The organism is Dorea sp. OM07-5 (assembly GCF_003481355.1).
In the GTDB taxonomy this organism is placed as follows: Bacteria; Bacillota; Clostridia; order Lachnospirales; family Lachnospiraceae; genus Dorea_D; species Dorea_D hominis.
Genome location: NZ_QUKZ01000001.1, coordinates 189,244 through 214,520, shown reverse-complemented (window position 1 = coordinate 214,520; position 25,277 = coordinate 189,244). Strand labels below are relative to the sequence as shown.

19 protein-coding genes, 1 other RNA gene and 1 pseudogene are annotated in these 25,277 nt (G+C 47.8%); 1 reads left to right on the top strand and 20 read right to left on the bottom strand.

What is annotated here, in order from left to right; genetic code table 11:
• The 17 genes from DXC04_RS01035 to DXC04_RS00955 form a co-directional block, all read right to left on the bottom strand.
• The gene (locus DXC04_RS01035) at window positions 1–3,873 is read right to left on the bottom strand and encodes an antirestriction protein ArdA (protein WP_118010402.1); all 3,873 of its coding nucleotides are present in this window, start codon (window positions 3,871–3,873) and stop codon (window positions 1–3) included.
• A gap of 217 nt (window positions 3,874–4,090) precedes the next feature.
• Window positions 4,091–6,181, bottom strand: a complete 2,091-nt coding sequence (locus tag DXC04_RS01030) for a DNA topoisomerase 3 (RefSeq protein ID WP_054344402.1) — start codon at window positions 6,179–6,181, stop codon at window positions 4,091–4,093.
• A gap of 15 nt (window positions 6,182–6,196) precedes the next feature.
• Complete coding sequence (locus DXC04_RS01025) at window positions 6,197–6,382, bottom strand: hypothetical protein (RefSeq protein ID WP_015529206.1); 186 nt, start codon at window positions 6,380–6,382, stop codon at window positions 6,197–6,199.
• Complete coding sequence (locus DXC04_RS01020) at window positions 6,379–7,104, bottom strand: DUF4366 domain-containing protein (protein WP_015529207.1); 726 nt, start codon at window positions 7,102–7,104, stop codon at window positions 6,379–6,381. Before DXC04_RS01020 ends, DXC04_RS01025 begins: the two co-directional genes overlap by 4 nt.
• Complete coding sequence (locus DXC04_RS01015; protein ID WP_005933780.1) at window positions 7,094–7,363, bottom strand: DUF4315 family protein; 270 nt, start codon at window positions 7,361–7,363, stop codon at window positions 7,094–7,096. Before DXC04_RS01015 ends, DXC04_RS01020 begins: the two co-directional genes overlap by 11 nt.
• A gap of 31 nt (window positions 7,364–7,394) precedes the next feature.
• Complete coding sequence (locus DXC04_RS01010) at window positions 7,395–9,182, bottom strand: CHAP domain-containing protein (RefSeq protein ID WP_439362997.1); 1,788 nt, start codon at window positions 9,180–9,182, stop codon at window positions 7,395–7,397.
• Between the two features lie 152 nt (window positions 9,183–9,334).
• Entirely contained in the window at window positions 9,335–11,764 is a 2,430-nt protein-coding gene (locus tag DXC04_RS01005) for a VirB4-like conjugal transfer ATPase, CD1110 family (RefSeq protein WP_117814543.1), read from the bottom strand.
• The gene (locus DXC04_RS01000) at window positions 11,712–12,116 is read right to left on the bottom strand and encodes a PrgI family protein (RefSeq protein ID WP_097771236.1); all 405 of its coding nucleotides are present in this window, start codon (window positions 12,114–12,116) and stop codon (window positions 11,712–11,714) included. The genes DXC04_RS01005 and DXC04_RS01000 overlap by 53 nt, the downstream gene beginning before the upstream one ends.
• 21 nt (window positions 12,117–12,137) lie before the next feature.
• The gene (locus tag DXC04_RS00995; RefSeq protein WP_015529210.1) at window positions 12,138–13,007 is read right to left on the bottom strand and encodes a VirB6/TrbL-like conjugal transfer protein, CD1112 family; all 870 of its coding nucleotides are present in this window, start codon (window positions 13,005–13,007) and stop codon (window positions 12,138–12,140) included.
• Between the two features lie 18 nt (window positions 13,008–13,025).
• Window positions 13,026–13,241, bottom strand: coding sequence for a Maff2 family protein (locus DXC04_RS00990; protein ID WP_009906233.1), 216 nt, complete (start codon window positions 13,239–13,241; stop codon window positions 13,026–13,028).
• Window positions 13,242–13,426: 185 nt separating this feature from the next.
• Window positions 13,427–13,597 carry a hypothetical protein gene (locus DXC04_RS15675; RefSeq protein WP_179860393.1) on the bottom strand — a complete coding sequence of 57 codons (171 nt, stop codon included), beginning with the start codon at window positions 13,595–13,597 and terminating at the stop codon, window positions 13,427–13,429.
• Window positions 13,590–15,380: a VirD4-like conjugal transfer protein, CD1115 family gene (locus tag DXC04_RS00985; RefSeq protein ID WP_097771237.1), complete on the bottom strand. Its 1,791-nt coding sequence runs from the start codon at window positions 15,378–15,380 to the stop codon at window positions 13,590–13,592. The genes DXC04_RS15675 and DXC04_RS00985 overlap by 8 nt, the downstream gene beginning before the upstream one ends.
• Window positions 15,377–15,859: a PcfB family protein gene (locus DXC04_RS00980; protein ID WP_074430170.1), complete on the bottom strand. Its 483-nt coding sequence runs from the start codon at window positions 15,857–15,859 to the stop codon at window positions 15,377–15,379. The genes DXC04_RS00985 and DXC04_RS00980 overlap by 4 nt, the downstream gene beginning before the upstream one ends.
• Before the next feature lie 93 nt (window positions 15,860–15,952).
• Entirely contained in the window at window positions 15,953–16,171 is a 219-nt protein-coding gene (locus tag DXC04_RS00975) for a DUF5348 domain-containing protein (protein ID WP_004611927.1), read from the bottom strand.
• 24 nt (window positions 16,172–16,195) lie between these two features.
• On the bottom strand, window positions 16,196–17,164 hold the full coding sequence (locus DXC04_RS15795; RefSeq protein WP_097771238.1) for a DUF6017 domain-containing protein: 969 nt from the start codon (window positions 17,162–17,164) through the stop codon (window positions 16,196–16,198).
• A gap of 489 nt (window positions 17,165–17,653) precedes the next feature.
• Window positions 17,654–18,001, bottom strand: a transfer-messenger RNA (tmRNA) gene (gene ssrA / locus DXC04_RS00960).
• 150 nt (window positions 18,002–18,151) lie between these two features.
• Window positions 18,152–19,183 carry an NUDIX domain-containing protein gene (locus tag DXC04_RS00955; RefSeq protein ID WP_118659572.1) on the bottom strand — a complete coding sequence of 344 codons (1,032 nt, stop codon included), beginning with the start codon at window positions 19,181–19,183 and terminating at the stop codon, window positions 18,152–18,154.
• A gap of 90 nt (window positions 19,184–19,273) precedes the next feature.
• Between DXC04_RS00955 and DXC04_RS00950 the strand changes: the two genes are divergently transcribed.
• Entirely contained in the window at window positions 19,274–20,161 is an 888-nt protein-coding gene (locus DXC04_RS00950) for an RluA family pseudouridine synthase (protein ID WP_118659570.1), read from the top strand.
• A gap of 21 nt (window positions 20,162–20,182) precedes the next feature.
• Here the strand turns inward: DXC04_RS00950 and DXC04_RS00945 are convergent, their stop codons facing one another.
• The 3 genes and pseudogenes from DXC04_RS00945 to DXC04_RS00935 form a co-directional block, all read right to left on the bottom strand.
• A complete protein-coding gene (locus DXC04_RS00945; RefSeq protein WP_021860891.1) occupies window positions 20,183–20,881 on the bottom strand; it encodes a GTP pyrophosphokinase in 699 nt (232 codons plus the stop codon).
• 91 nt (window positions 20,882–20,972) lie between these two features.
• A complete protein-coding gene (locus DXC04_RS00940) occupies window positions 20,973–24,128 on the bottom strand; it encodes a response regulator (RefSeq protein WP_243112074.1) in 3,156 nt (1,051 codons plus the stop codon).
• Window positions 24,129–24,326: 198 nt separating this feature from the next.
• Window positions 24,327–25,242 (bottom strand): annotated as a pseudogene (locus DXC04_RS00935) (S8 family peptidase); the annotation flags it as partial.
• Window positions 25,243–25,277: the final 35 nt, after the last annotated feature.

The following is a 25,277-nucleotide window of genomic DNA, read 5'->3' as shown; positions in this document are numbered from 1 at the left end:
TCAGCTCCTTTCCAAATCCTGTGTTTTCTGTCTTGCCTGTTTCTTCGGTGCCTGTTCTTTCGCTGCTTTAAGCTGCGCCCGGATAGAGGACTTTTTCTCCGGCTCTGCCTGTTTCTTTTCTGCTTTGAGGGCTTCGGCGTATTCTGCAAGGGAAATCTGTCCTCCGGCTTTTGCTTTTTCTTCCAGTTCCGTAGCGGTCGGGGTGTTGTTTATCTGCCCGTCAATCATGTTGTAATTCTGCTCGGTGGTCTGTTCGGCAGCTTTCAGATAATTTTCCGGCTGCAAAAACTCCGGCACGTCCTTATAACCGAAGCTGTCTACATAGTGGGCGGTGTCCTGTCCGTTCTGATGAAGTACCACCACGTCGGAAACGGAAAGGCTGTGTCCCTTAAAATCTTTCGGGTGGTCGATATTAAAGCGGGTGTAAATATCTTCAAGGGAAGTCCCCGGCGTAAGAGGTGCGGAATAGACAAGTGTATAGTTTTTCGCGTCTACCCGGTGTCCGGCGGCAATCAGACGGTCGTAAGGCTCAAAACGCAAGTCCCTTGTTTCGTCCCCGCCTTTTATCTGATAAATGGAAAAGGTGTCTTTATCCTGTGGGGCTTCCTGCTCCGGCTGCCCTTGTGCGAATTGTTCCTGTGCAGCTACCTTTTGCGCCCGGATATGCGCCCGCTGTAACTCGGTAGGCTTTTCCCCGGTAAGAGGTGCAATCGCCTTGACATAATCAGCCGCATAATAGGCGTTACTGGTAAGCTGCCGCTGCCATACCCCGGCTTTTGGCGACCAACGGAAGCCGTTGCTTTTTAAGGCTTCCCGCGTAGCTTCGTCCGGCTTATCCTCAAAGAAGATTTGCAGACGGTTCGCTTCGGTGTTTGCTTCCACCTTGCCGCCGTCGAATTCCCAACCCACAAAACCGATTTCTTTTTGCTGTGAAAGGGATTTGATACGGTCTTTCACGCGCCGGATTTCCGCGCTGTTGTTGGATAACGCCCAAGTCGCAAAGGGCTTGTCCCCCAAATGCCAACTGCTCGCCATGTCCGCTTTTAATTTTTCAAGCTGTTCCGGCAACAAATGCGGGCAGCCGTCAAGGGTCTTGTGCTTACGGTAATAGGCGTTTACGGCTTTCATGGTTTCCTGTGATTTTTCAAGGCTTTCCAGTTTCTTTTCTAACTTCTGTACTGCCTGTGGGTCGTCTGCACTGATACCGCCCATGCCGGTACTGCGGATTTTATCAAGAAGTCCTTGTATGTCCTGCCATTCCCGGTAATTGCTGTCGCGGGCTGCGTTCTGCTTTTCTTTCTTCCTTGTGGGGAAGTTAGAGCCGCCCGCAATGAGGATAGAGGGAACACGCGCGTCAATCTCATAGCCTTTGTTCATGTTCGCCGCCAGTTTCCGGGCGTAGGTGTCAAGCAGGCTGTCGATTTTCTCATGGTACATCGGGTCTACCCGCTGTTTCTGCCTTTCTGCAAGCTGTACGGCTTCATCTACATAGTGCCTGTATTCAGCCGTCGCGCTGCCTTGCTTATAATCGGAAAAACTGTTTGCGTCCTTTGCACGTTTGGCGGCAGCTTCGTTGATTGTGTAATAAGGTGCGGCGGGTGCAGCTTGTTCCGGCTGTGGTGCTTCGCTGCTTGCGCCTGTATCAGCTTCCGGCTCGGTCTGTGCTTCTTTTTCCTGTACCGGGGCTGTTTCTTCGGGAAGCTCCGGCGCGGCTGCTTCTGCTTCGGGCTGTATGGTAGCTTCCTGTGGGGTCTGTGCCTGTTCGGTGGTCTGTTCCTTATCCTGTGCCTTTTGGATTTCTGCAAAATGTCCGTCTATGGTATCAATCAGACTTGCGGCGGTGCTGCGGATTGTTTCAAGAGAGCCTTTCAGTTCTGCAAGTTCTTTTCCGCTGCTCCACCCGGCGATATATCCAAAGGAATAGTCCGACGTATCAAGCCCGTAGTGTTGGCAAACGGCATAGGCGACGCTTTCTGCCTGTACCTCGCGGGTGCGGCGGTCGGGACGTTCCGGCGCGTCTTTGTCTATGTCATGGAGTGTCGCATGGGCAATTTCATGGATAGCGGTCTTGATATTCTGCAATTCGTCCATGCCCTCGTTGATGAGAATACACTTTTCCTCATAATTGCAGCGTCCTTTTATACTGCCGCTTAGTGCTTCAAATCCCATAGCAAAGGGGGAAGTTTTTTCAAGGGCAGCGAAAAAATCCTGATACTGTTCCACGTCGCCCGTAAGCTCCTTTATCCCAAGGTCGGGCAACTCCTTACCCTCGGTCTGCGACACGTCAAAAACAGATACCACACGAAAGGCGGGGATTTGGATTTCCTTTTCCTCGGTAACGGCTTTCCCGTTCTTATCGAAAACAGGCTTTTGCGTGTCCGGGTCGATTTTTTCCACCTGTTTCTTAACGGTAAAGGGCGCGGGCGCAATTATCTTGATAGCTTTTTCCCCCGGCTTTACATGGCGGTCAAATTCCTTTTCCCATTGTTTATAGCCTTTTACAAGGTTGCCGCCCTGCATGGCGATAAGGATTGTATTGTTTAGGCTGTAATCATGGAATTTAGACATAGTACGCAGATAGTCGGCGTAACGGTCGCTTTCATAAATCCCCAAAATGCCCTGTTCCAGTCGGTCGGTAATCTCTTTCATTTTGTTGGCGGGCTTTTCGGAAGATAGGATAATCGGGAGAACCGGGGGCTGCTCTGTGGCAGTGGTCGGTATGGCTGCGGCAGCGTCAAGGTCTGCCTGTTCCTTTTCCTGTACTGGCGGCTGCGGTGTTACCCGATATTCCTCCGGCACGTCCCGTCCGTCATACCACTGTGTAAAGGTGTTGCGGTTGTTGTAGATATATCCCTGCTCGGTAAATCTGCCCCCGTCATTGATAGCAGCGTCCCGCCCGTATTCCTCATAGAGAAAATAGTTTTTTGCTTCTTCCGGCAGCTCCAACTCGTCCAGTTCTTCAATCAGATAATGCCCGTAATCTTCCTCGGTTTTTACGGACGGATAAATCCAGTAACAGTCAAGATTTTGTGCAAGGTTTATAATGTCCTGCAAGTCCCTTGTATGGTCGCCGTATGTGATAGCCGCAGCAAATTTTTCCCGGTCGTCGTCAAACTGCATTTTCAAAAGCTCGCCCAAATAGTTCAGTTCGTCAAGGCTTTCAAGCTCGGTCAATTTCCCTGCCAGTCCCGGAATAGAGGACTGATATTCTGTGATGTGCAGCTCCCCGTAGTTTTTGCCGTCTATCCCGATACGGTCAAAGACTTCTTTCAAATGTTCAGCAGTCGTGGGGAATGATACCCATTCGCCCGCAGGTCTGCCCTCGGTGTACTTTCCAAGATTAGAAAGATACCCGCTTAAAATCGTTTCTTCCATGCGCTCACTCCTTTCTTTCTCAATCATGCGGTGCATAAGCTCGTAGTCCTCCATGCTCATGCTCCCGTCAAATAGATAGGGGTCGGGTTCTTCGCCGCCCCGGTAGGCTTTTTCAGAAAAAGGCAGCCCCGCAGCGTGGGCGGCGGCTCTTGCTTCCTCGATAAGCTCCGGCGGCAGCCTGTCGTCGTGGGCTTCGATAAATTCCCCGATATTGCTATATCCGTTTTCGTAGTGGCGGCGCACCCCGGCGGTCAGTTCGTCAAGGTTCCTGTCCTCGCCAAGATAGCCGGAATAATAGCCGTTTACCACAACGGCGGCAGGGTCAGCCTGTTTGATTTCTTCCATGCGGCTTCTGTCCTCCGGGTAGAGAATATCGCCCATTTCAAGGTGGAAATATTCCGCGTTCCAAGAACGTCCCGTTTTCCAAAACGCCACCCAAGCGATACCGTCCCTTAATTCTTCTTGATAGTCTTTTACGGTGTCCCGTAAATTTGCCATGTGTAACCTCCTTTCCCAAAGGCAGCGCGGACGCTGCGCTTTCCAGTTTCATCATTCAGTACCCCGCGCCCGCGTTTTTGCCAAAGAGTTTAGATATTTTTTCAAGATTTCAGAGGGTTTGGGAAACTTCCCAACAAGCAAAAATCCCCGCCGTTCTCGGTAGAGAAAGCAGGAATTTTACGGAAAAGGGTACTCTTTTCCTATGCTTGCTATTCAGTTATTTTTTCTTCGGAAGCTCCACCCGGTAGTTGACATATTTCCCGCCCGTATCAGCCAATACGATAGTTCCGTCGTAGGTCTTGCCCGTCTTTGGGGAATAGAGCTTTTTCACATTTACCTTGCCGGATTGTAAGAGCGCGGCGGCAATCTTCGGGGTAAAGGTTACTTTTCGTTCTTCAAAGAAACGGTCATTTTTCCACATGGTAAAGATACATTCCTTATTGCTGCAATAGTAATTCTTCTTGCCCTCATAGACAGGAGAACCGCAGCGGGGGCAGCTTCCCAACGCTTCCCGTTCCGGCTTGAACATCTGCGCTTTATCATCAGAAAGAAACGGGTACGTCTTTACCAGTTCCCGCGCCATATTCTCAATACCCTCCATAAATGCGGCGGGGTCTGCCTTGCCTTTTGCAATCTGTGTCAGATTGTTTTCCCATTCTGCGGTAAGCTGCGGGCTTGTCAAGGTGTCCGGCAGGACGCACACAAGGTTGATACCGTCCTTTGTGGGAAGTAGCTGCTTGCCTTTTCGCTCCACAAAACCGCCCTTTACCAGTTTTTCAATGACGGCGGCGCGGGTGGCGGGAGTTCCAAGCCCTTTGCGTTCTGCGTCCGGGTCGGTGTCCTCGCTTCCGGCGTGCTCCATAGCAGAGAGCAGCGACGCTTCGTTGTGAGGTTTTGGCGGTGTTGTGTCATGTTCCGTTACCGTTGCCGCCGGATTTTCAAAGGTCTGTCCCTCGGTAAATGGCGGCAGGGTCTTTTCTGTGTCGCTGTCTGCGTCGTCCGTTTCGGGCTTGTTCTTTAAGGCTGCCCGGTAACGGCGGTCAATCTCTTTCCACCCGTCGTACAGCACTGTTTTTCCCTTTGCGGTAAAGGACTGTCCGGCACATTCAAATGTAGCCGTAACCGCTTCAAAGGTATGTACTGCGGCGGTCGCCATGAGCAGACGCGCCCCGGCAAGGGTAAGGATATTCCTTTCGCTTTCCGGCAGCGCGGCAAGGTCGGTCTTTGCAAGCTCCATAGTCGGGATAATGGCATGGTGGTCTGATACCTTTTTACTGTTCAGCACTTTTGCAAGCTCCGGCGCAAAGTCCATGCCCGCCATAAAAGAAAATTTCCCACAAAGCAGCTTGATAATGCCCGCCGCTGTGTCGCCCATGTCGTCGGTCAGAAATGCGCTGTCGGTTCTCGGATAAGTAAGCAAACGCTTTTCATACAGGGCTTGTGCAAGGTCAAGGGTCTGCTTTGCGGTATATCCGAACAGGCGGTTTGCTTCCCTCTGCAAAGAAGTAAGGTCAAAGAGCTTCGGCGGGGCTGCGGTCTTTTTCTCTTTCACAAGGGAAGTACAGACTGCTTTTGAAGCTTCACAAGCAGCTTTCAGCCTGTCAGCTTCGGAACGGTCAGACAGTTTTTCGCTTGCAGCTTCCGCGCCGGATAAGGACAGGCGCACATGATAGTATTTTTCTTTCTTGAACGTGGTAATCGCCGCGTCCCGGTCAACAAGCATTTTTAAGGTCGGGGTCTGTACGCGTCCCACATTCAAGGTATGGTTGTAAAGGACAGAAAAAAGACGGGTGGCGTTGATACCGATTAGCCAGTCAGCCTTTGCCCTGCATAATGCGGAAGCAAAGAGCGCGTCGTATGCTTCGCCGTTCTTCAGATGAGAAAAGCCCTCTTTGATAGCAGCTTCTTCCATTGAGGAAATCCACAAGCGGCGCGTGGGCTTCCTGCACCCGGCAACTTCGTAGACAAAACGGAAAATGAGTTCTCCCTCGCGCCCCGCGTCGCAGGCATTGACGACTTCGGAAACGTCTGCCCGGTGCATAAGTTCCTTTAAGGTCTTGAATTGCTTTTCCTTGTCAGAAGCAACGGTGTACTTCCATTCCTGCGGCAAAATCGGTAAGCTGTCATAGCTCCACTTTTTATACTGCTCCCCGTAGGCGGCAGCTTCGGAAAGCCCTACCAAATGTCCCACGCACCAAGAAACGATATAGCCGCTTCCTGTGAGAAATCCGTCTTTCTTTTCCTTTGCCCCAAGTACGGCAGCGATTGTCTGTGCCACACTGGGCTTTTCTGCGATAACTAAAATCAATGATAATTCCTCCTTTTATCGTTCGGTCTGTCGTTTGTTTTCCAGTTTTCTCATACAGTACCCCACACAAGGGGACTGCCCCTTGTAAGGGCAGCCCGCGCAGCGTGGGGAAGAAAGCTCCGGCGGGGATTTTTCCCGTTTGCCATAGTCCGGCTTCTGTATCATCATCTTTTCAAAGGGATTGTCGGTAAACAGGGTCATACTTCCTCGTCCTCCGTTTCTTCCTCTTTGGAAACTTCCCCGGTATCTGCTTCCGGCTCGTCCTCGTCGTAATCCTCAAAGTCAAAATCTTCAAGGTCGGTGCTTCCTTTCACGTTATGCTTCGGTTTTACAAACTTAAAGTAGTAGAACGCCGCGCCGCCACCAAGCAGCACAAAGAGGACTAAGGCAAGCACCGCGCCGGGATTGCCGTCTTTTTCTTTGGGTTCTTCCGGCTGCTCGGTGGGTGTTGGCGTGGGTTCCTTGCCTGTGCAGCCTGTCAGAGTAGTTGCACATACCGGGCAGGACGTATTTACCTTTCCGACTTCGCATTTTTCCGTACAGTTGCAGACTTCCGGCTTTTTCGTGGCTTCCCCGGTTTCGGTCAGTGCCATAAGGTCGGCTTCGTCCACTTGATTAAGGAAATGTACGGTCTGTTCCCCCTCGGCTGCCCGGTCAATGAGGATATAAAAGTAGTTGCCGCCTTTGGTGGTAACAGTGATAAGCTGCTTATTGCCGCCGAAATCGTCCACCAGTGTTGCGTTGCCCTTTGGGGTAAGGGGCGGCGTTTCCGGTTCTTCCACCACTACATTGCTGTCGTTGGTCGCGTCCTCTGTGGGTGGCTCTGCGGCTGTTCCCTGTGCATAGGCAGGGACAGAAAAACCGCCCATAAGGATAAGGGCGGCACAAAGGGCAGTCATGGTCTGTTTGAGTTTATTTTTCATCTGCATTGTCCTCCTGTTCTTCGTAGTCTGCCGCTTCGGTAGCGGGTGCGGCGTTCATGCCGGGAATACCGCCGCCGGACAGCATAGCATTTAATTCCTGCGGGGTAAGTCGCATAGCGCGTACAAGCTGCACGATTTCAAGGTTTTCCGCTTCGGTTTTCTGCGCTTCCAGTCCTTTTAACTTGTTCTGATACTCTGTGATTTTCTCGCGGGTCTTTGCGATTTCCTTATTGATACGGTCGATTTTGTTGTTTGCCATAAAATAAATTCTCCTTTCTTTTCGGGGCTGCTTACCAGTTCATCAGCCCGTAGCCTTTGATACATTGATAGTTGAGGTCATAGCTTTTAATCTTGCAGGCGTCGCCGGAATTGCCCTCAACGGTATAGACGCGGCTTCCGTCCCTGCCAAGCACAAGCCCCACATGGTCGGCAACGCCGTCTAAATCCCAGTCGAAAAAGATAGCGTCGCCCGGTGCGATATTCTCATAGCCGCGTGCGCCCCATTGTCCCCTTGACTGGAACCAAGGAACGCCCTGCCATTCGCAGCCCGCAAAGCGGGGTTCGCTTTTTCCGGCTTGATTGTAGCACCATGACACAAAGCAGGCGCACCATTCCACGCGGCTGTTAAAGCCGTACCAAGACCAGTAAGGGTAGCCGCCCACGTTTCCGACCTGCTGTTTTGCAAGCTCCATAAGCTCCGGGTTTCCGGGACGTGTGCCGTTTACAAACTCCACGCCGCTTAAATCCTCGGACGGGCTTCCGTCGGGAGAGCCGCCGCCAAAAATCAACGGTTTGTTGCCCTGTGTCTGTAAGTACACCTTGAACATTTCAAACTGCTGTGGGTTCAGCAGTTCTTCCGCAAGGGAAGCAATCGGCTTGTTTGTCAGTTTCACATTTAAGATACGGTATTCGTATTCTTCCTCGTTGCCCTCCTCGTCGGTGGTGGTGCGTATCTCGATTTCTTCCGTCAGCGTCAAGGTGTACTGTAAGCCGAACAGCCGTTTTAGCTCTGCCTGTGCGCTCTGCGGGGTGTAACTCTGCAAAAGGGCAGTCAAGTACGACGCTAATTCGTGGGGGTTATGCCCGATAGTATCAAGGTCATAGCGGTATTCATCATAGCCGCTGTGGGTGCTTTCGATATTGTCAATTTCCTGTTGCAGCTCATTTTCCATTGCAGCATAGCTCTGTTCCGTTGCCACAAGGTCGCTGTCCTCGGACGTGTAGGAAGTCCCTAACACGCTGTTCATGCTGCCGGAAAACATTGCCCCACAAGAGGAAAGCCCTACGGATACCATGATGAACAGAAGCAGCGCGGCGATAGCGATTATCACGCCTGCCGGGTGTCGTCCTGCAAAGGCAGCCGCTTTCTTTGCTGCTGTTTGGGACGCTCCGGCGGCAGCTTTGGCGGTGGCTGAGCCGCTTTTCTTTACGGTTTTTGCATACTGGCGTTTGATTTTCTGTTTCTGCATGAACCGGGAAAAGGGATTGCTTGTAAGCTGCGGGTTCTCCTGCAAGGCTTTGTGATACTGAAAATTGACGTTTGCCTTAAACGCTGCCTGTTCTGCCTTTGCCGCTTCCCGGTAGGGTTTCAGCTTATGGCTGCGGTAGCCCTGTTTTAATTTTCTTGTCCCGTACCTTGCGCCGCGCTCGGCAAGTTCCTCCGATTTGTGCGCGCCCTCCACACCGGAATTATCTTTCTCGACGCTATGGATTTTGTTGTGAACAAAAATACCCGCTTCCTGCGCGGGGTGGGATAACGGGTTACTGTGGGCTTTGCCGCCGGGTATCGGCTTTTCCTGTTCTTCAAAGCGTAAACGGGTCTTTGCCTTTCCGGTGGTTTCCTCAAAGGTGCGCTCTTTTACAAGTTTCTTCTGCTTCGGGAGAGCTGCCTTTGCTGCGTCCAGTTTGTCGGCTGCTTTTTCCGATTTTTTGATGTAGGGTTGCAGTTTTGGCGTTTCCCGTTCCTCGTCGGTAAACTGCAAGCGTGAAGTGGAAGTACGCAAAACAGCCGCTTCCTGTGCTTTCTTGACTGCCTTTTTGCTTGCCTTTCGGGTATGGGCTGCGTCAAGGTGTTCCATGACACGCTCTGCGGTAGCGGTGTCCGGCTGTGAAAAGTCGCTGTCTGCTTCCCGGCTGCTGATACGCTCGGCAGTCTGCTGTGTTTCATTGATTTCCACCGCACCGTCGCGGGTCATTTTCTGCGTGATTTTATCGCGTGGTTTTAACTGTTTCATAGGCTGCTCACTTCCTCCGGCTTCGTCGTCATAATGCGGTAAAGCTCGGTATCTTTCGGGAAATGGTCTACAAAGGGAAGCACCACATTCCCATAAAAGATAAGTCCCTCGCCTGCTTCGGTGTGGGTTACATACTTCATCTGCTGTGGGCTGATATTTAACTGCTTTGCAAGGATAGCCCGGTCGCCCTGTGCCTGATTGAGCATAAGGACAAAATCAGAGTTTTCAAAGATATTTTCCACCTCGCGGCTTGCCAAAAGGTCTTTGATGTTCTGCGTGATTGCTGTGGGTATGCCGCCCCATTTACGGAAACGCTTCCAAATCTCCACGCTGTACGCGGCGGTCTGTTCCTCTTTTAAGAGCAGATGAAATTCGTCCATATAGTAGCGGGTAGATTTTTTCTCTGCCCGGTTAATGGTAACGCGGTTCCATATCTGGTCTTGCACAATGAGCATACCTAATTTTTTGAGCTGTTTTCCAAGCTGCTTAATATCGAAGCAGACAAGGCGGTTAGAAAGCTCCACATTCGTTCTGTGGTTGAATACATTAAGGCTGCCGGAAACATACAACTCCAATGCTGCCGCAATGCGGGCAGCTTCCGGCTCCGGCTGTTTTAGCAGCTCGTCGTAAAGGTCGCCCAAAATAGGCATTTTTGCCGGGTCGGGGTCTGCAAGGAACGGGCGGTACACATTTCTTACAGCCCTGTCAATGACGGTCTTATCAACGGGCTGCAAGCCCTCCTTGCCGCCAATGACAAGCTCACAAAGGGAAAGGATAAAATCACTTTTCAGCGCAAGGGGGTTGTCGTCCTCGCTGTAATTAAGGTTTATATCCATAGGGTTTACATACTGGGGCGTACCGTCCATGCCTTTCCCAGTTGGGGATAGGCGTATCACTTGCCCGCCAAGCCGCTTTACAAGGGCATAATATTCCGCTTCCGGGTCGCAGATAAAAATATCGTCGTCAGTAATGAGAAAGGCATTTGTGATTTCCCGCTTTGCTGCAAAGGATTTTCCACTGCCCGGTGTTCCCAAGATAAGCCCATTCGGGTTTTTAAGCTGTTTACGGTCGCAGAGTATCATGTTGTTTGACAGGGCATTTAAGCCATAATACAGGGCAGCCCCGGTCTGAAATAGCTCCTGCGTGATGAACGGGATAAAAATAGCGGTGCTGCTCGTCGTCAACCCTCTCTGAATAGGGATAAGGTTTTCCCCAAGAGGGATAGAGGACATTAGCCCCGCTTCCTGCTGATAGTCAAGACGGGTCAAGGCGCAGTTGTATTTCTGTGCAATGCCCGCCGCCGCGAAAATGTCATTTTCCAGTTTCCGTTTCGTGTCTGCCATGTTTACCACAAGGAACGTAAGGAGAAACATTCGCTCGTTTCGGCTCTGTAAATCCTGCAACAAGTTCTTTGCTTCATTCCCAAAAGTAGCAAGGTCAGACGGGATTATATCCATGTCATAGCCGCTTCTAACCGCTTTTTTCTGTTCCTCAATCTTCATCTTGTCAAGGTCTGTGATTTTGCGCTTAATGGTCTTGATTGCTTCCGACTGGTCGATACTTTTAATGTGGAGATTGACAATAACCCCTGTTTCCAAGTCCAACATATCCGCTAAGATACGGTCGTTCAGCTCCGGGGCAAGGATTTCAAGGAACGACACCGCCCCCGTCTTTTTCCCCATAGCAAAGTAGCGTCCCTCCCCAAACTTGAAAGAGGACGGGGCGATAAAGTCCTTTGTGGTAAGCCCTGTCGGGGTCAGCCAGTCATAGGAGAATGAGAACGGCTCGCCTGCCGGGTGGAATACCCCATGCAGCACCTTTAAGCGTTCATAGCCGGATAAGGGGTGCGCCGATACGCCAAGCACCTTGAAATTGTTGAGTACGTCCGTTTCGATACGGGAAAGTCGCGCCCTTGCCGCCGCCGGATTGTCCGCTTCAATGGAAAACGTGATGTACTTGTGCTTTACAAGCCCGTTGTTCCCTTTGGCAAGCTGCATTTTCAGCATATCGGAATACTCGGTGCGAATAGAGTTAAAATCGTCATTTTGCGGCGGGATATGGATTGCCCGCGCTGCCTGTTCCTGCTGTGAGCCTTGATTGATGAAAGAAAGCTGCACGTTCACGCTTGCGTCAAAGTAATTGAGGAAATCGCACCAGTTTTCAAAAATGGCGGTCTTATCGTCTGCCTGCGCAAGCTGATAGTTAATGTCCTCAAAAGCAATGCTCTTTGAATACTTCCGCTGCGCCACTTTGCAGATACCGTCCGGGTACATGGCAAGGTAGGGAATGGTCTGCTGTGCGGTGTGGGCTTTGCCGTCCCCCTTTGCCTGCCGGATAACCGCCGCTATCTGTTTCTTTTCCGCGCGGGTCAGCTTACGCCTGTTTCCTGCGGCTTCCCGCGTCTTTTTTGTCTGTCCTTTTGACAATCGCTGATACCTCCTTTTCTAATGCCCGCTGTTTCTCCAAGAGTGCATATAGGTTTTCTGTCTGATACGGTCGCACTTTGGGGCGGGTAAATTTTGTCTGAACGATGTTCTTTATTACCACTTCAAGGGGCTGCCCATGCTTTTCATACATGGCAACCAAGAAGCAGGGAAGCATGACGACAATCATTACCATTGCCGCAAGGCTCGTCCCTGCGCTGTCTTTGAGCAAAAAGAAAAGCGGCAGTCCCATAAGAAGTGCCACTGAAAAACAAAGGATTTGCCGCTTTGTCAGATTGAAAGCGACTTTTGTTTTGACTTTGGAAAGGTCTTTGGGTACAGGTACATACGCCAAGAAAAAACCTCCTTTCTGCCCTTAGTGGGCGTTGAATATGGATTTTGCCAGTGCGCCGGATTTGAACAGGGAGAAACAGAGGATAACGGTATAGGCTGCAAGGGAAAAAATCGCGCTGTGCAGGTTGTCCGCTAAGACCATTTCGCCTACCAAAACCGCATAAATGCCGACGCATATCATAATGAGGAAGCCTTGAAAACCAAGTGCAAACAGCCCCTTTAGGTAGTTGTTCCCAATCTGTCCCCATTCCCGGTTTGTCATGGTGGCAAAAGGGATAGGGGAAACGGAACAGTAGGCGTATATCTCAATCATTCTGCCGTAGAGGATAACGGTTATCAGTACGGACATGATTTTCATACAAAGGCTTACAAGGCTCGTTTCCATGACAAGTAACAGTAGTTCGGGGATTTCCATATCTTTTAGTCCCTCCTGCATGGCGGCAAGGGCTTCGGTTACGTCGATATTCGTATCGCCGCCGATTACCCCCGCCGCGCCGGACACAATATGCTGCGCCATATCAAACACCGCCATAGTAATATCAAAGGTATGTGTTACCAAGAAAACGGCAACAAAGGCTTTGAAAAACCACTTAAAGAACATGAATGTGTCAACGTCGTGCATATTGTTTTTTTCCGTTACCATGCTGATAAGCTCATAACAGAGGACATAGGTAATGACAAGCCCCGCAATGGGTACAATCACATTTTCGGACAGATTTTGTATCATGTTGAAAATGTTCGCGTTCCACCCCTGCGGGGTCTTGCCTACCTCCGCTGCAATGGTGCCTACTTTTTCGTTTACGTCCCCGAACATCGTTGACAGATTACCGTTTATCGCGCCGATAAGGATTTCCTTTATCCATTCGTTAATCGCGTCAAGTATGCTCTCCATAGGCTACCCTCCGTAAACTTATCCGAACAGACCGGAAAGAAGCGGTACAAGGATAGTGCCAATAAGGGCAACGCCGCCGCCCGCCATAAGCTGCTTAATGCCCTGTGATTTTGCACCTGGGTTGTCGTTTCCATATCCCTCTAAGAGGTTGATAACGCCCCAAATGCCTAAGCCTGCGCCCAGTGCGATAACAAGGGTCTGTAATACGTCGATAGCAGAGTTAAAAAATTCCATAAAGCTCCTTTCTGCCGCAAATGCGGCTTGCCCCATAAAAGGGCATAAAAAACGGCGGTCAGTTTTGTAACTGCCGCGGTCATAAGTCCCCGCGCTGCCTATGTGTCTGCCGCGCGGCGGTATTCAGTTGTTAGCGATAGGAATTTTTGTAGGGGCGCGTATTCTGTAAGTTATCTGTTTCTTTGTTACTGCGTCAATTCCTCCTTTCGCTGCTGCTCATACAGGGTTTCACACCGTTTTACAAACTGCCGGATAGCTGCCTGTCGCTGTTGCTCCCGTCGCTCGGCAATGAAAATAAGCCCGTTTATGGCTTCTGTGATTTTCTTATCCTGTTTCTTTCGGATACGTCTATTCATGGGCGGTGTCCTCCTGCAAATCTGCTTCGCTGATTTCGTAATAGTCAAAGGGTTCGTCCGGCTTCACAAGGGCGGGTCTGCGTCTTAAATGCTTTTCCATATCAAAAGTATTTTTCTTGTCATAGTCGGACAGGTATTTATAGTTGGGGTGTTTTGTAATGTCGTACTTATCAGAGAAGAACGGGCGCACCCCTCGTAGCTGCAAGATACATTTCCCGCCGTCCATGACTGCTATTTCATCTTCCGTCATAAGCTGCTTGCCTAACTTCTGATAGTTCAGTCCATGTGATACCTCCCGCCCCCGGTTCTCAGAAGTGTTGAAGCTGTCAATGGTTTCTTTCCCCAAGATTTCCGACATTTCTTTGAGGGTGGTTTTCTCCTTGCCGCCCAAGAACAGGGTGGTGTCGCAGTTGCCGGCTATGGTATCGGCGTTGTCCTTGTAAATGGCTTTTAGCTGCGACTGGCTCTGCAAAATGATTGAAGCGGAGATTTCCCGGCTTCGTATGGTGGCTATGAGCTTTTCAAACTTCGGTATCTGCCCGATATTTGCAAACTCGTCTAACAGACAGCGCACATGGACTGGCAGCCTGCCGCCGTATTCATCATCTGCCTTGTCGCAAAGCAGATTGAAAAGCTGCGTGTAAAGAATACTCACAACAAAGTTAAATGTATCGTCGGTGTCGGAAATAATAACAAACAGGGCGGTCTTGCGGTCGCCTATGGTGTCAAGCTCCATTTCGTCGGTTTCCATAAGGTCGCGCAGCTCTTTAATGTCAAAAGGGGCAAGCCGCGCACCGCAGGAAATGAGGATAGAGCTTCTTGTCTTTCCCGCAGATAACAAAAATTTCTTATACTGCCGGACGGCAAAGTGTTCCGGGTCTTTTCCCTCCAACCGTTCAAACATAAGGTCAACGGGGGACTGAAATTCCGGGTCGTCCTCGCGGGCTTCCGACGCATTTATCATTTCAAGCAGCGTCGTGAAGTTCTTTTCTTCCTCCGGGGCTTCGTACCAAATGTAGCCGATAAGGGCGCAGTAAAAGAGCCGTTCCGATTTTACCCAAAAATCCTCCCCGGCTTTTTCCCCGTCCCCTTTGGTGTTGGCAATCAAAGTGTTTACCAGTTTCAAAATGTCTTTCTCGCTGCGGAGATAGGCAAAGGGATTGTATTTCATGCTTTTTTTGAAGTTAATCGTGTTCAGCACTTTTATCCGGTAGCCGCCCCGATGCAAGAGCCTCCCGCACTCGACTAAAACCGTACCTTTCGGGTCAGTTACAACGTAGCTTGAGTGCATTTGCATTAAGTTGGGCTTCACGAAAAATCTCGTCTTGCCGCTGCCGCTTCCCCCGATAACAAGGATATTTTTATTCCTTGCATACTTCGGCTGCTTTGGGCGGCTGTTCATGGTAAGCCGTTCCGTCTGTGTCAGCAGCACATTATTTTGAAATACCGGGTCGGTGTAGGGCTTAATATCTTCGGCAGTCCCCCAACGGGCAGAGCCGTATTCGATACCTTTGCGGTATTTCTTCGCGTTCTTGCCTTTTACATAGACAATCAGCCGGATAAGGACAGCCCCCACAATACCGATAAGCAAATCCATACGGGCAAGGCTCGGAAGCGGATTTGTAAAGGCAGCGGAAAAGCCGTCTGCAAGGGAAAGCACCTTGCCGGACAGGTCAGCCCCCGGCGCAAGGCGTACCGCCTGCCCGACTTTATCAAAGAGATACACAAAGAGCAGATAGGGAATGTTGGGAAGCAGCAGCTTTTTCCAGTTGATAGCGTTCATCTTGCAATCCCCCTGTCTTTGTTTTTTACTTTGTCCCGCTGCGCGTTCAGAGCCGCCGCCTTTTCTTTGAGGGAAACAATCAGCTTGCGGATAGAGGGCTTTTGTTCCTGCGTCAGCTTCTTTGCGGAAAACTCCTTAAAGGCTGCGGTCAGTGCGTCCGCGTCCCGTCCCTTGAAAAACACAAGATAACGGGGCGGGGTTTCGGTGCTGTCTTTCTTTAGGGCAAAGTCAATCCCGTATTTTTTCGCCGTACTCTCAAAGGCTTTGATATTGTCCTTTGTGATTTCAATGTTGGAAACGCCCGCGTTCTGCTTCATAAGCTGCTTTAGGGTCTGCTTTCCATGTGGGATTTTCTGTCTGTCATGCTGCTTTTTCATCTGTGCAAGCAGGGCTTTCATAGCCTTTTGGAGCTGCTGTGCCGTCAGCTTCCCGGTCTTGATGTAAAGGGCTATGGTCTTTTCGTTAGTTTCCTCCTGCAATGGGTGTCCTCCTTTCGTGTTCTATGGTGGTATGCCCGCCGCCGGGAAGCGGGGCGGGCATGAAAAAAGAGCGTCCGCTTTCACGCCGCCCTGTTAAATCCGTACCCGCAGCCCGGAAAGGTCTGCCGCCCGAATACCCACAAGATACCAGTTGTCCCCGTACTCCATACGGGTCGGCTTCCATTTGCCCCGCACAAAGACCTCCATGCAGTCGCCGCAATGCAAGCCCCCGTAATAGTCGTTTACGTCAAAGCGAATGTCGTAGCGGTCAGCGGTTTCATCAAAAATCAAAGCTCCTGTTTTCTGTGTCATCATAAAATCCTCCTTTGGGTTGGTTTACAGGCTTTCGCCCTCGTTGCAGGTGTAATCGGGTATGCCCTTGCTTCTTGCCGACTGGATAGTACGCCCGCCGTACATATCGTGAGATACAAGGGACGTGTAATAGTTGCCAATCGTAGACGGGGCATTGAAAAGGGCAGCTTTCATGTACTGCTTGATGTTGCGGATTTTGGTGGTGTTTTCCTGCATACAGTCCAGTACAAAGCGGATATGTTCGCTGTTCAGTTTCATAAATTTTGCTTTTACAAGCTCTGCCGGGTGGTCGTCCCCGGCGATACGGATTGTTCTTCGTTTGGTGCAGACAGTTTCAAGAATAAGGGCAAGGATTTCCTCTATCCTGTCCCGGTCAAGGTATCTATCCTGTATCAGATAGTCGTACTCGATATTGTCCTTGATGATTTCCTCATACACGCTATATGCGTCTGTCGTTTCCTTTCGCTTCCGTTCCGGCGGCTGTGCCGCGTCCTCTAAGGGAGAGGGATTTAGGGAATGGAAAGGAATGGAATGGGTACTTGATATATCTGTATTTAATTTTTCTTTTGTTGGTAAGTTAGTCTTTAATAGTTCTTTATTTAATTGCGTTGGATTTTCCAACGTAGGTTTTTCCAACATAGGCTTTTCCAATGTTGGATTATCCAATGTTGGTTTTTCCAATGTAGGTAAATCCAACTTAGGCGGCTGCTCATAGATAACATACGTTGTACCGCGTAAGCATCCTTTCTCATCACGTTCCCTTGAACGCTGTATATATCCGGCATTTTCCAGTTCCCGTACTGCTTCCCGGATAGCGTCAATCTTTTCCCGGTTGATAAGGGACAGTCCTGCAAGGGTGTAGTCCCAATCTTCGGGAAGTGAGAGCATTTGCGACAACAAGCCCTTTGCCTTTAAGGAAAGCTCCTTGTTGCGTAAATGGTGGTTGCTCATAACGGTATAACCTTTGTTCTTTTCCACGCGGAAAACTGCCATAGCTTCGTCACTCCTTTTCGTTGGATTTGTTACGCAGTAGAAACGCGGTTTTGAGGGAAAAGGTATCAACCCTTGTCTTTCTCATTTCCACGCTCTAAGAGCCGCATAAATCAAGGCTTTGTTTGCCCTTACTGCGTAACACGAGGGCATAAAAAAAGCAGCGTTCCTGTTCTCCTGTGTAGGAGTGAGAAACGCCGCCTTATAGGTGGTGCTTATTTTATTTTTTCTTTTCGACGTGCCGCGTAAGGTGGTGCAGCGGTCTATCCGGCAGTCCGCAGGTGCTTTTTGCATATCAAGGCTCAATTCATTAAAAGTAGTAAATGAGTAGTAAAATCAATCTGCAAACCTGCGAATATGCCTGCAAATCAAGCATTTTTCAAGACAATCAACTAATTTTTATAAAATAGAAACGAAGTTTTCTATTTTATAAAAAGTAACGGCACTGTATAATGATTCATCACTACACAATGCCGTTATCCTGTTCCGTTAAAATGGACCTGGCGGGAGTTGAACCCGCGTCCGAAAGCCCATCCATCAGAGCATCTCCCATCACAGTCATTATTCTGACATTCCCTCCGCGAATCACCTAATGACAGGTTATCCGTTTTAGTAGCTTCATAAGTTCTTCCATCTCCGCAAAGCTTTGGAAACGAAGTGCTCCGCCTGTTTGAAGCCGGTTACCGGAACAGCGGATGATTCCGGGCCGACTGCCGCCTAATTAGGCTGCGTACGCTAAATTTTCGTCTGCGTTTATATTTAGTTGGAACTTTTAACGTAGTGTCCCGCTACGGATGGCTTCTCCAACTTCCAGACCCCCGTCGAAACCAGTACAAGCCCTTATGTGTAGACTACTGGTGTGCAGACGTCTTTCGTCTGCATATCATTATAGGGAGATGCCGCTGAAAAGTCAAGGGTTGCTCATTAAACTTGTAGTTTAAAATATCATCACTTCCTGCAATCTCCAGCAGTCACCGATTCCTTCAATTTCTACATATGCTTCTCCAAGTACTCCCGCACCATCCGAAACTCATCTTCATAAATACAGTTCGGCAGGCTTCCGTCCTGCACACCCTTCAGACATTCTTCATAGTCCATCCATTTTACGGATTCAACTTCTGACTCCTGTAATTTAAGATCCGCGATATCTACCGGCTTTGTATAAACATAGACACTGCTGAATTCTTTATCACGGAACATGCGGCCGTAAAACTCCGCTTCAAATGCCGCATTGTGAACCCCGACATAATGAAGATCTTCTGCCGCGACAGCAAGTCCCAGTTCTTCACCCATTTCACGGATTGCGGATTCCAGAAGCTCTGCGCCTGCCTCTACATGTCCTGCGGAAGATATATCGTAACAACCCGGATTGGAATCCTTGCAAGCACTTCGTTTTTGAAGCAACACATCATAATCTTTGCCATGTTCTGTCTCTTTTTCACGGACAATCCACATATGGACCGTTGCATGCGGACTTCCTTCTCTATGCACCACACCACGCTCTTTTGTTATGCCGGTTTTATTTCCATTTTCATCCAGTACATCGAAAAGCTCCATAGGCTTTCCATTCAATGCTGCTGCAACCAGCTTGTCTCCGCCGTCATAGGTCAATTTCAAAGAGAAAAATTCTTTCTGTTCATCCAACAGACGGAAGAAGATCTTATCTCCCTCCCAGATATTCAGATGCCATACTTCTTCGATATCCACCCATTCCAGTTCGCCTTCATCGCATGGAATCGGTTCTCCTTCAAATCCATCTGCAGTAAATAAAGACATATATTCTGTCACACCGCCACCGGATACAAAGGTCACGATTCCGCGGTACTGATAAGATGTCAGCGTATAGCCGGTCTCTTCTTTTACTTCGCGAAGAAGACACTCTTCCGGACTTTCATCCACTTCAAAATGTCCTCCGACTCCGATCCATTTATCTTTATTTACATCATTTTTCTTCACCGTTCTGTGAAGCATCAGATATTTTCCGTCTTTTTCTATATAACATAGTGTACTTAATCCTGTCATTTTCGTCCTCTCCTCTTGAGTGTCCGTTTTATCTTATGGTATGATACCAATGTTCCGTTATTATGATAATGAATTTTCAGGAGAAATGCAATGAATCGAACGATTGAATATAAAATAACAGAAGAGCAAAACGGACTCCGCGTGGAGCAGTTTTTACGCCGCAAAGGTTATTCCGGTCAGAATCTTGCCGAGATCAAGCGTATGCCCAAAAGCGTACTTGTAAACGGAAAACATTATTATATGCGCCAGACATTAAAAACCGGTGATGATCTCGTTATCAAGATCTGCGAAACTGCCTGTTCGGAAAAGATCCCACCGGTTTATCATCCACTTGATATTGTCTATGAAGATGAAGATATCGTTGTTATAAATAAAGCCGCCGGTATGCCGATCCATCCGTCTTTGAATCACTACACCGAATCGATGGCAAATGCGCTTGCATGGTACTATCAGGAACAGGAAAAACCTTTTATTTTCCGTTGCTGCAACCGCTTAGACCGGGATACTTCCGGGCTGACAGTTGTCGCCAAGCATCTGGTGAGCGGAAGCATTTTATCCACTATGGTAAAGGAGCGGCGTATCCACCGGGAATACCTCGCTATCTGCAAAGGTTCTGTCACACCGTCCGAAGGCACGATCAATGCGCCTCTTGGCCGCAAACCCGGAACGATCATTGAACGGACGGTAGATTTTGAAAATGGAGAAAAAGCGATCACACACTACCATGTCATGGATGAAAAAAACGGGCACAGCCTTGTCTCCCTCCGTCTGGAGACAGGCCGCACCCATCAGATCCGGATCCACATGCGCTACCTTGGTTTTCCACTCATTGGCGATTATCTGTATAATCCCGACATGGAACATATTACAAGACAGGCTCTTCATTCTCACAAATTGTCTTTTACACATCCGATCACCGGTGAGACAATGGAATTTACCGCACCGCTTCCTGATGATATGGCACAGGTACTTCAGTAAACTCCTGTGCCATTTATAACTTTATATCTTCTCAATTTTGTCTCGGAGTTTTAACATCCGGGCGTCCAGTTTTGCAATATCCTCTGCATATTTCTTTAATTCTGCTGCCACTTCATCGCTGCCGTCCAGCTGCTTCTTATAAAACAACTGATAATCCAACACAGACCAGTAATCCATCGCAACTGTCCGAAACTGCACTTCTACTTTCTGCTTCTGAGAACCTTTTGCAAAATAAATCGGGATTTCCAACGTAATATGCAGACTCTTATAACCATTCTTTTTCGGTACCTTGATGTAGTCCTTCTCCTTAAGAACTTCTACATCTCCCTGCGCTTTTAATATATTTGCGACTTCATATACTTCATCTTCAAACGGGCAGACCACGCGAACGCCTACAAGGTCATTCAATTTCTCCGCTGCCGTCTGGAAATCTGTCTTGTAGCCTTTTCGTACCAGTTTTGCGTAAATACTTTCTGCACTCTTCTTCCGGCTGCTGATCTGATTCACAACCGTTCTTCCTTTTTGTTTGGATAATTCTGTATTAATCATCTGTAGTTTCGCTATAAGAATGTCTATCGCACACTGGCATTTAATTTGATATTCTGTTTCAGCCAGACATTCCGCAATATCATCTATCTTCTGTTGTTCTTTTTCAGACAGGCATTGCAGTCTTTTTTCCTGCCTGTCTTTTTTTACACTTTTTTTCTTCTTTTTTGTCATGATTTTACTCCTTTATAAAGCAAAATAGTACCTTATTTTTCCGATTCTATCTATCGATATATTCGTAAATCCAGGAAAATTTTATGTAAAATCAGCACTGCATTGCCTTTCTAATTTCTATTGTCAATAGTTTTGCAGCCACCGGCTTCGCCACATATCCGTTCATTCCCGCATCCTTACACATCTGTTCGCTGTCTGAGGCACTTTGTGCAGTCATTGCCAGAATTGGGACATTTTTTGCATGGTCAGTTTCCAGCTTCCTAATTCTTCTCGCTGCTTCCATACCGTCCATCACCGGCATCATCAGATCCATTAAGATCACATCATAGTTACAGTTTTTACTCACCATATCAACTGCTTCCTGTCCGTTCCATGCTTTTTCTACCGTTGCCCCGGCATCTTCCAGATAGAACTGTGCAACTTCCATGTTGATATCATTATCTTCTACCAGTAAAACATGCAATCCTTTAAGTGATTTATCCGTTTTTTCTTTTTCTGATATGTCTGTCTCATATTCGGCAGTATCCAGTTCAAATGGAATCTGTACAATAAATACAGAGCCTTCACCAAGCACACTTTTTACTTTAATACTTCCATGCATCTTATCAATCAGTCCCCGCACGATCGACATTCCAAGGCCTGTTCCTTTATACTGTGTACGCGCATCTGTCTTTTCCTGTGTAAATGGCTTATAAATCTGATTTGCAATAAATTCTTTACTCATACCGATACCGGTATCGACAATCTTAAATTCATACAATGCATGTGTATCATTATATTTCACTTCTTGTACATACGTGTCAATATGTCCGTTTTCTTTATTATATTTGATCGAATTACTCAAAAGATTAATTAAAATCTGACGTAAATGCAGCGGACTTCCAATCAATTTTACATGCCTGAGATCAATTCTGTGCTTTTCATGCGTAATTCCGTTTTCTTTAATCTGGATATCCAGAAGTGCACTTACTTCATCCATCAGTTCTTCCAGATTAAATGGTTCTTTACCAAGTTTCATTTTCCCCGATGAGATTTTATTCACTTCAAGTACATCATTTACCAACGCCTGTAAATGATCTGTAGAAAGTCGAAGCTTTCTTAAGCAATCGTCCAGTTTCTCTTTATCATCCCAGTTTTTCTGGATAATATCTATCATTCCGGCAATTCCATTAATCGGTGTGCGAATATCATGACTCATACGGTTCATAAATTCTGTTTTGGCTTTGTTCTCTGAATCTGCAGTTTCATAAGCGACCTGCAGACGTTCTCTCTCCTGCTGTTCTTTTGCATGAAACAGCGAAGTATTTTTGAACAAAATCATTCCCTGGATCACTGTACTTCTTTTTCCTGTTTTACTGTCAAATAACGTGTCCAGTGACATAAGAACTGTTTTCTGCATCCAGACATATTTCCCTGTATGATTCCGTTCCTGATATTCTACTGTAACCTGTTTTTCGCCATTCAGATAACGTTCCAGCAGCTTGGAAGACGAATCTACGATCCGATAATTCTCCAGTGTCTCTTCTGCAACATACTGCTGTCGTTCCTGACAATAGAGGTCATAGGAACACGGTGTCTTTGCATCTACCGCAAATTCGTGTCTTCCGGTATGGTAGAAAATACTCTTCAGGCAGTCATTGGTCAGATCTACCGCATAAATTGCCTGTGCGGTTTCCATCAATGCTTCTACATAATTGCCGTTTTCCAGAATGGACTGTTTCATCTGCTCATAATATCTCGTCAGTTGAAATTTTTCATCTGTACCCATCTTCTCACTGTCGTGAAATTCATCAAATCCAAGGATGAAATGATGCAGTCTTCCATCTGCCGCATCATTTACAAAAAGTGCCGTCATTCTTCCATAACGATATCCCGCTCCCACTTTACGTTGATAAGAAAACTCTGTCTTCTCCATCGCAGGGCCAAGTGACTGTTCCATTGAAGCAATCTCAAGCCATTTCCGCATTTTCTTTCTTGTATCATCTGCTGCAAATTCCCGCAGCACCTGTTCTGCCGCTCCCGTATAACTTCCTTCTTCTGCAAGGAAAAATCCTTCTTCGGATCTTAACATACGATAAGTATCCATCCTTGCGTCACAGTACAGACAGTTTGCAAATACATAATGCTTTTCCCGAATCCGGTCCAACAATTGAAGGCTTTCTTTCCTTTTTCTCTCATTCTCCTGAACCTTGGCATGGTTTTTGTCTACATACATATTCTTATCCGCCTGTTTAAACAGCATGCGCATCGTACATGGCTCATAATCATCTGACAAAGCATATCCTGCCGCATAACTGATCGGCATTTCCGGATGCTGCCGCGAATACAGTTTTACACTTTTTCTCACACCTGCCAGGCACTCCTGCACTTCGGTATGATTTTTTCCTGTCAGCACTGCAAGGAATTCATCTCCACCATCACGGCCTACAAAGGCATCCTCCGGCATGGCTGCGCGAAGCTGTCCGGCAAAAGACCGGATATACGCATCCCCTTTGTCATGTCCGAGATTGTTATTGATCATACGCAGATTATTCAGATCAAACACACAGACTGCGATCTGTGCTCCCGCTTCAAGTTCTTTGTCATTTTCCAGAATCTCTTCGCATTTATTTTTATTCGGAAGTCCGGTTGCCTCATCCAGATAAATCTTTTTCTGTAAAAGACGGTTCTGCGCTGCATAACGCAGCATCTTCAAAACTTCCAGTCCAAGGAGCAGTACCAGACCACATATATCAAGAATTACAATTTTTTCCAATACATCCAGTGTTGATGTTCTTTTATCTGAATATACTTCCGCAAATCCGGTTGCTTCATCACATATTTTGAAAAACTCTTCACTCTTTTCAACAATCTGTGTATGCTCATATCCTTTCTCCCGGACAATCAGGATTTCTTTTTTTAACTGTTGGAAATAATCGTCCAGTTCTTTCATCTTACTCTGAAACTTCTTATCTTCCAGACGTACAAGTTGTAACTTATCACTTCCGCCCCGAAGACCATCGATATAATCCTGCACATCCTGCAGCATCTGATCCTGCGGTTTTCCGGCATCTTCCAGCTTAATGATCCGCTGTGTTTTTCCTCTGACCAGACCGGCATAATTGACAACACGCCCGGTTCCCTGAATCCTGGATACGAGTGCCATCATTAAAACAAATAATACAATCAGAACGAGCGTTAATATCATCATCCCGATACGCAACAGATATGTTCTTTTCTTCTTTTTATTGCTTAGTTCTTTATCCATTTTCATGCTCCAAAATCGTATGTTAGACTACACTCATTTTAGCCGATTTTCTGAGAATAAGCAACAAAAGCTTCTGATGGAATCTTCCGCAAAAAAGGAAAAACAGGTTGTCTTTTCATCAATTTCCAACAATGAACTTTAAACTCCAAAACCTTTTTCCAATTCCGGACGTCCATTCGGGAAAAAGAAGAAGTATATCTATGGCAAGCTCTCTGTCACACATAACCTTCCATATCCGCTCTCCGCATTCGGTCTCTCCTCATACCCCGGCAGTGGTTTTGCTCCCCCTTCTCAGATAAGCCTTCACCTTCTCCCCATACAAATATGGATCATTCCCTTTCACAATCCCCCATTCCATCAGAAGTGCTGCTGCTCCTGTCACAAAAGGGGTTGCAAAAGATGTCCCGGTAAATGCTGCATATCCGCCGCCTGTTGTCACCGTCGTCACATCGACTCCCGGTGCGACCAGATCCGGCTTCTGCACAATGCCTCCCCCTCCCCTCAGCGGACCTCTTCCTGAAAAATCAGCATAGGAAAATGTTGTTCCGTTATATGCACCGACAGATATTACCCGTCCTGCCGTAGAAGGAATCGTAAGCGTCGTCGTTGCTTCTGGCTTTAAAAACCCGGTTCCGCGGTTCAGCATGATATCTCCCGAAAGCCATAATTCATATAAACCATTCACAATCTTTACGGGTTGTATTATAATTTTCCACACACCACTGCCGACAAAACGGCTTACCGGCAGAAAATCAATATAAATTTCCTGCGCAGTACTGTATGGACTCGGTTTTCCATAATAAATAAGCAGTTCTGTCTGTCCCAGTGTAAATCTTTGTGTTCCAAGTATTTCTGCAATCTGCGTACTTCGAAGACCGGATGGCGCAATTACAGAAATCTCCACAACATCCGTATATTCTTTCCAGATCTGCACATTCAGCGCCGGCTGATTTTCCTGCACCGCAAGTTCAATGACTGTTTCCGTATTTTCCTGCAGCATACCGGATGTATGCCCGGCACTTGCCGCCTCATTTCCGGTTCCGACACAAATAACACTTTTCCACATATTTGACATATCATCAATATAACGTTCCACCAGTGATGTTCCATCATGTGTTCATTATAACTAGGGGAAAGTTATTGTAAAAA

Coding starts and splice junctions, on each gene's coding strand:
- DXC04_RS01010 (WP_439362997.1), bottom strand. CDS start 9,182: ATGGAACACCTTGACGCAGCCCATACCCGAAAGGCAAGCAAAAAGGCA.
- DXC04_RS00950 (WP_118659570.1), top strand. CDS start 19,274: ATGAATCGAACGATTGAATATAAAATAACAGAAGAGCAAAACGGACTC.
- DXC04_RS01025 (WP_015529206.1), bottom strand. CDS start 6,382: ATGACCCTGTTTACCGACAATCCCTTTGAAAAGATGATGATACAGAAG.
- DXC04_RS00990 (WP_009906233.1), bottom strand. CDS start 13,241: ATGGAATTTTTTAACTCTGCTATCGACGTATTACAGACCCTTGTTATC.
- DXC04_RS15795 (WP_097771238.1), bottom strand. CDS start 17,164: ATGGCAGTTTTCCGCGTGGAAAAGAACAAAGGTTATACCGTTATGAGC.
- DXC04_RS01035 (WP_118010402.1), bottom strand. CDS start 3,873: ATGGCAAATTTACGGGACACCGTAAAAGACTATCAAGAAGAATTAAGG.
- DXC04_RS00995 (WP_015529210.1), bottom strand. CDS start 13,007: ATGGAGAGCATACTTGACGCGATTAACGAATGGATAAAGGAAATCCTT.
- DXC04_RS01020 (WP_015529207.1), bottom strand. CDS start 7,104: ATGAAAAATAAACTCAAACAGACCATGACTGCCCTTTGTGCCGCCCTT.
- DXC04_RS01015 (WP_005933780.1), bottom strand. CDS start 7,363: ATGGCAAACAACAAAATCGACCGTATCAATAAGGAAATCGCAAAGACC.
- DXC04_RS00975 (WP_004611927.1), bottom strand. CDS start 16,171: ATGACACAGAAAACAGGAGCTTTGATTTTTGATGAAACCGCTGACCGC.
- DXC04_RS15675 (WP_179860393.1), bottom strand. CDS start 13,597: ATGAATAGACGTATCCGAAAGAAACAGGATAAGAAAATCACAGAAGCC.
- DXC04_RS00985 (WP_097771237.1), bottom strand. CDS start 15,380: ATGAACGCTATCAACTGGAAAAAGCTGCTGCTTCCCAACATTCCCTAT.
- DXC04_RS00940 (WP_243112074.1), bottom strand. CDS start 24,128: ATGGATAAAGAACTAAGCAATAAAAAGAAGAAAAGAACATATCTGTTG.
- DXC04_RS00945 (WP_021860891.1), bottom strand. CDS start 20,881: ATGACAAAAAAGAAGAAAAAAAGTGTAAAAAAAGACAGGCAGGAAAAA.
- DXC04_RS00955 (WP_118659572.1), bottom strand. CDS start 19,183: ATGACAGGATTAAGTACACTATGTTATATAGAAAAAGACGGAAAATAT.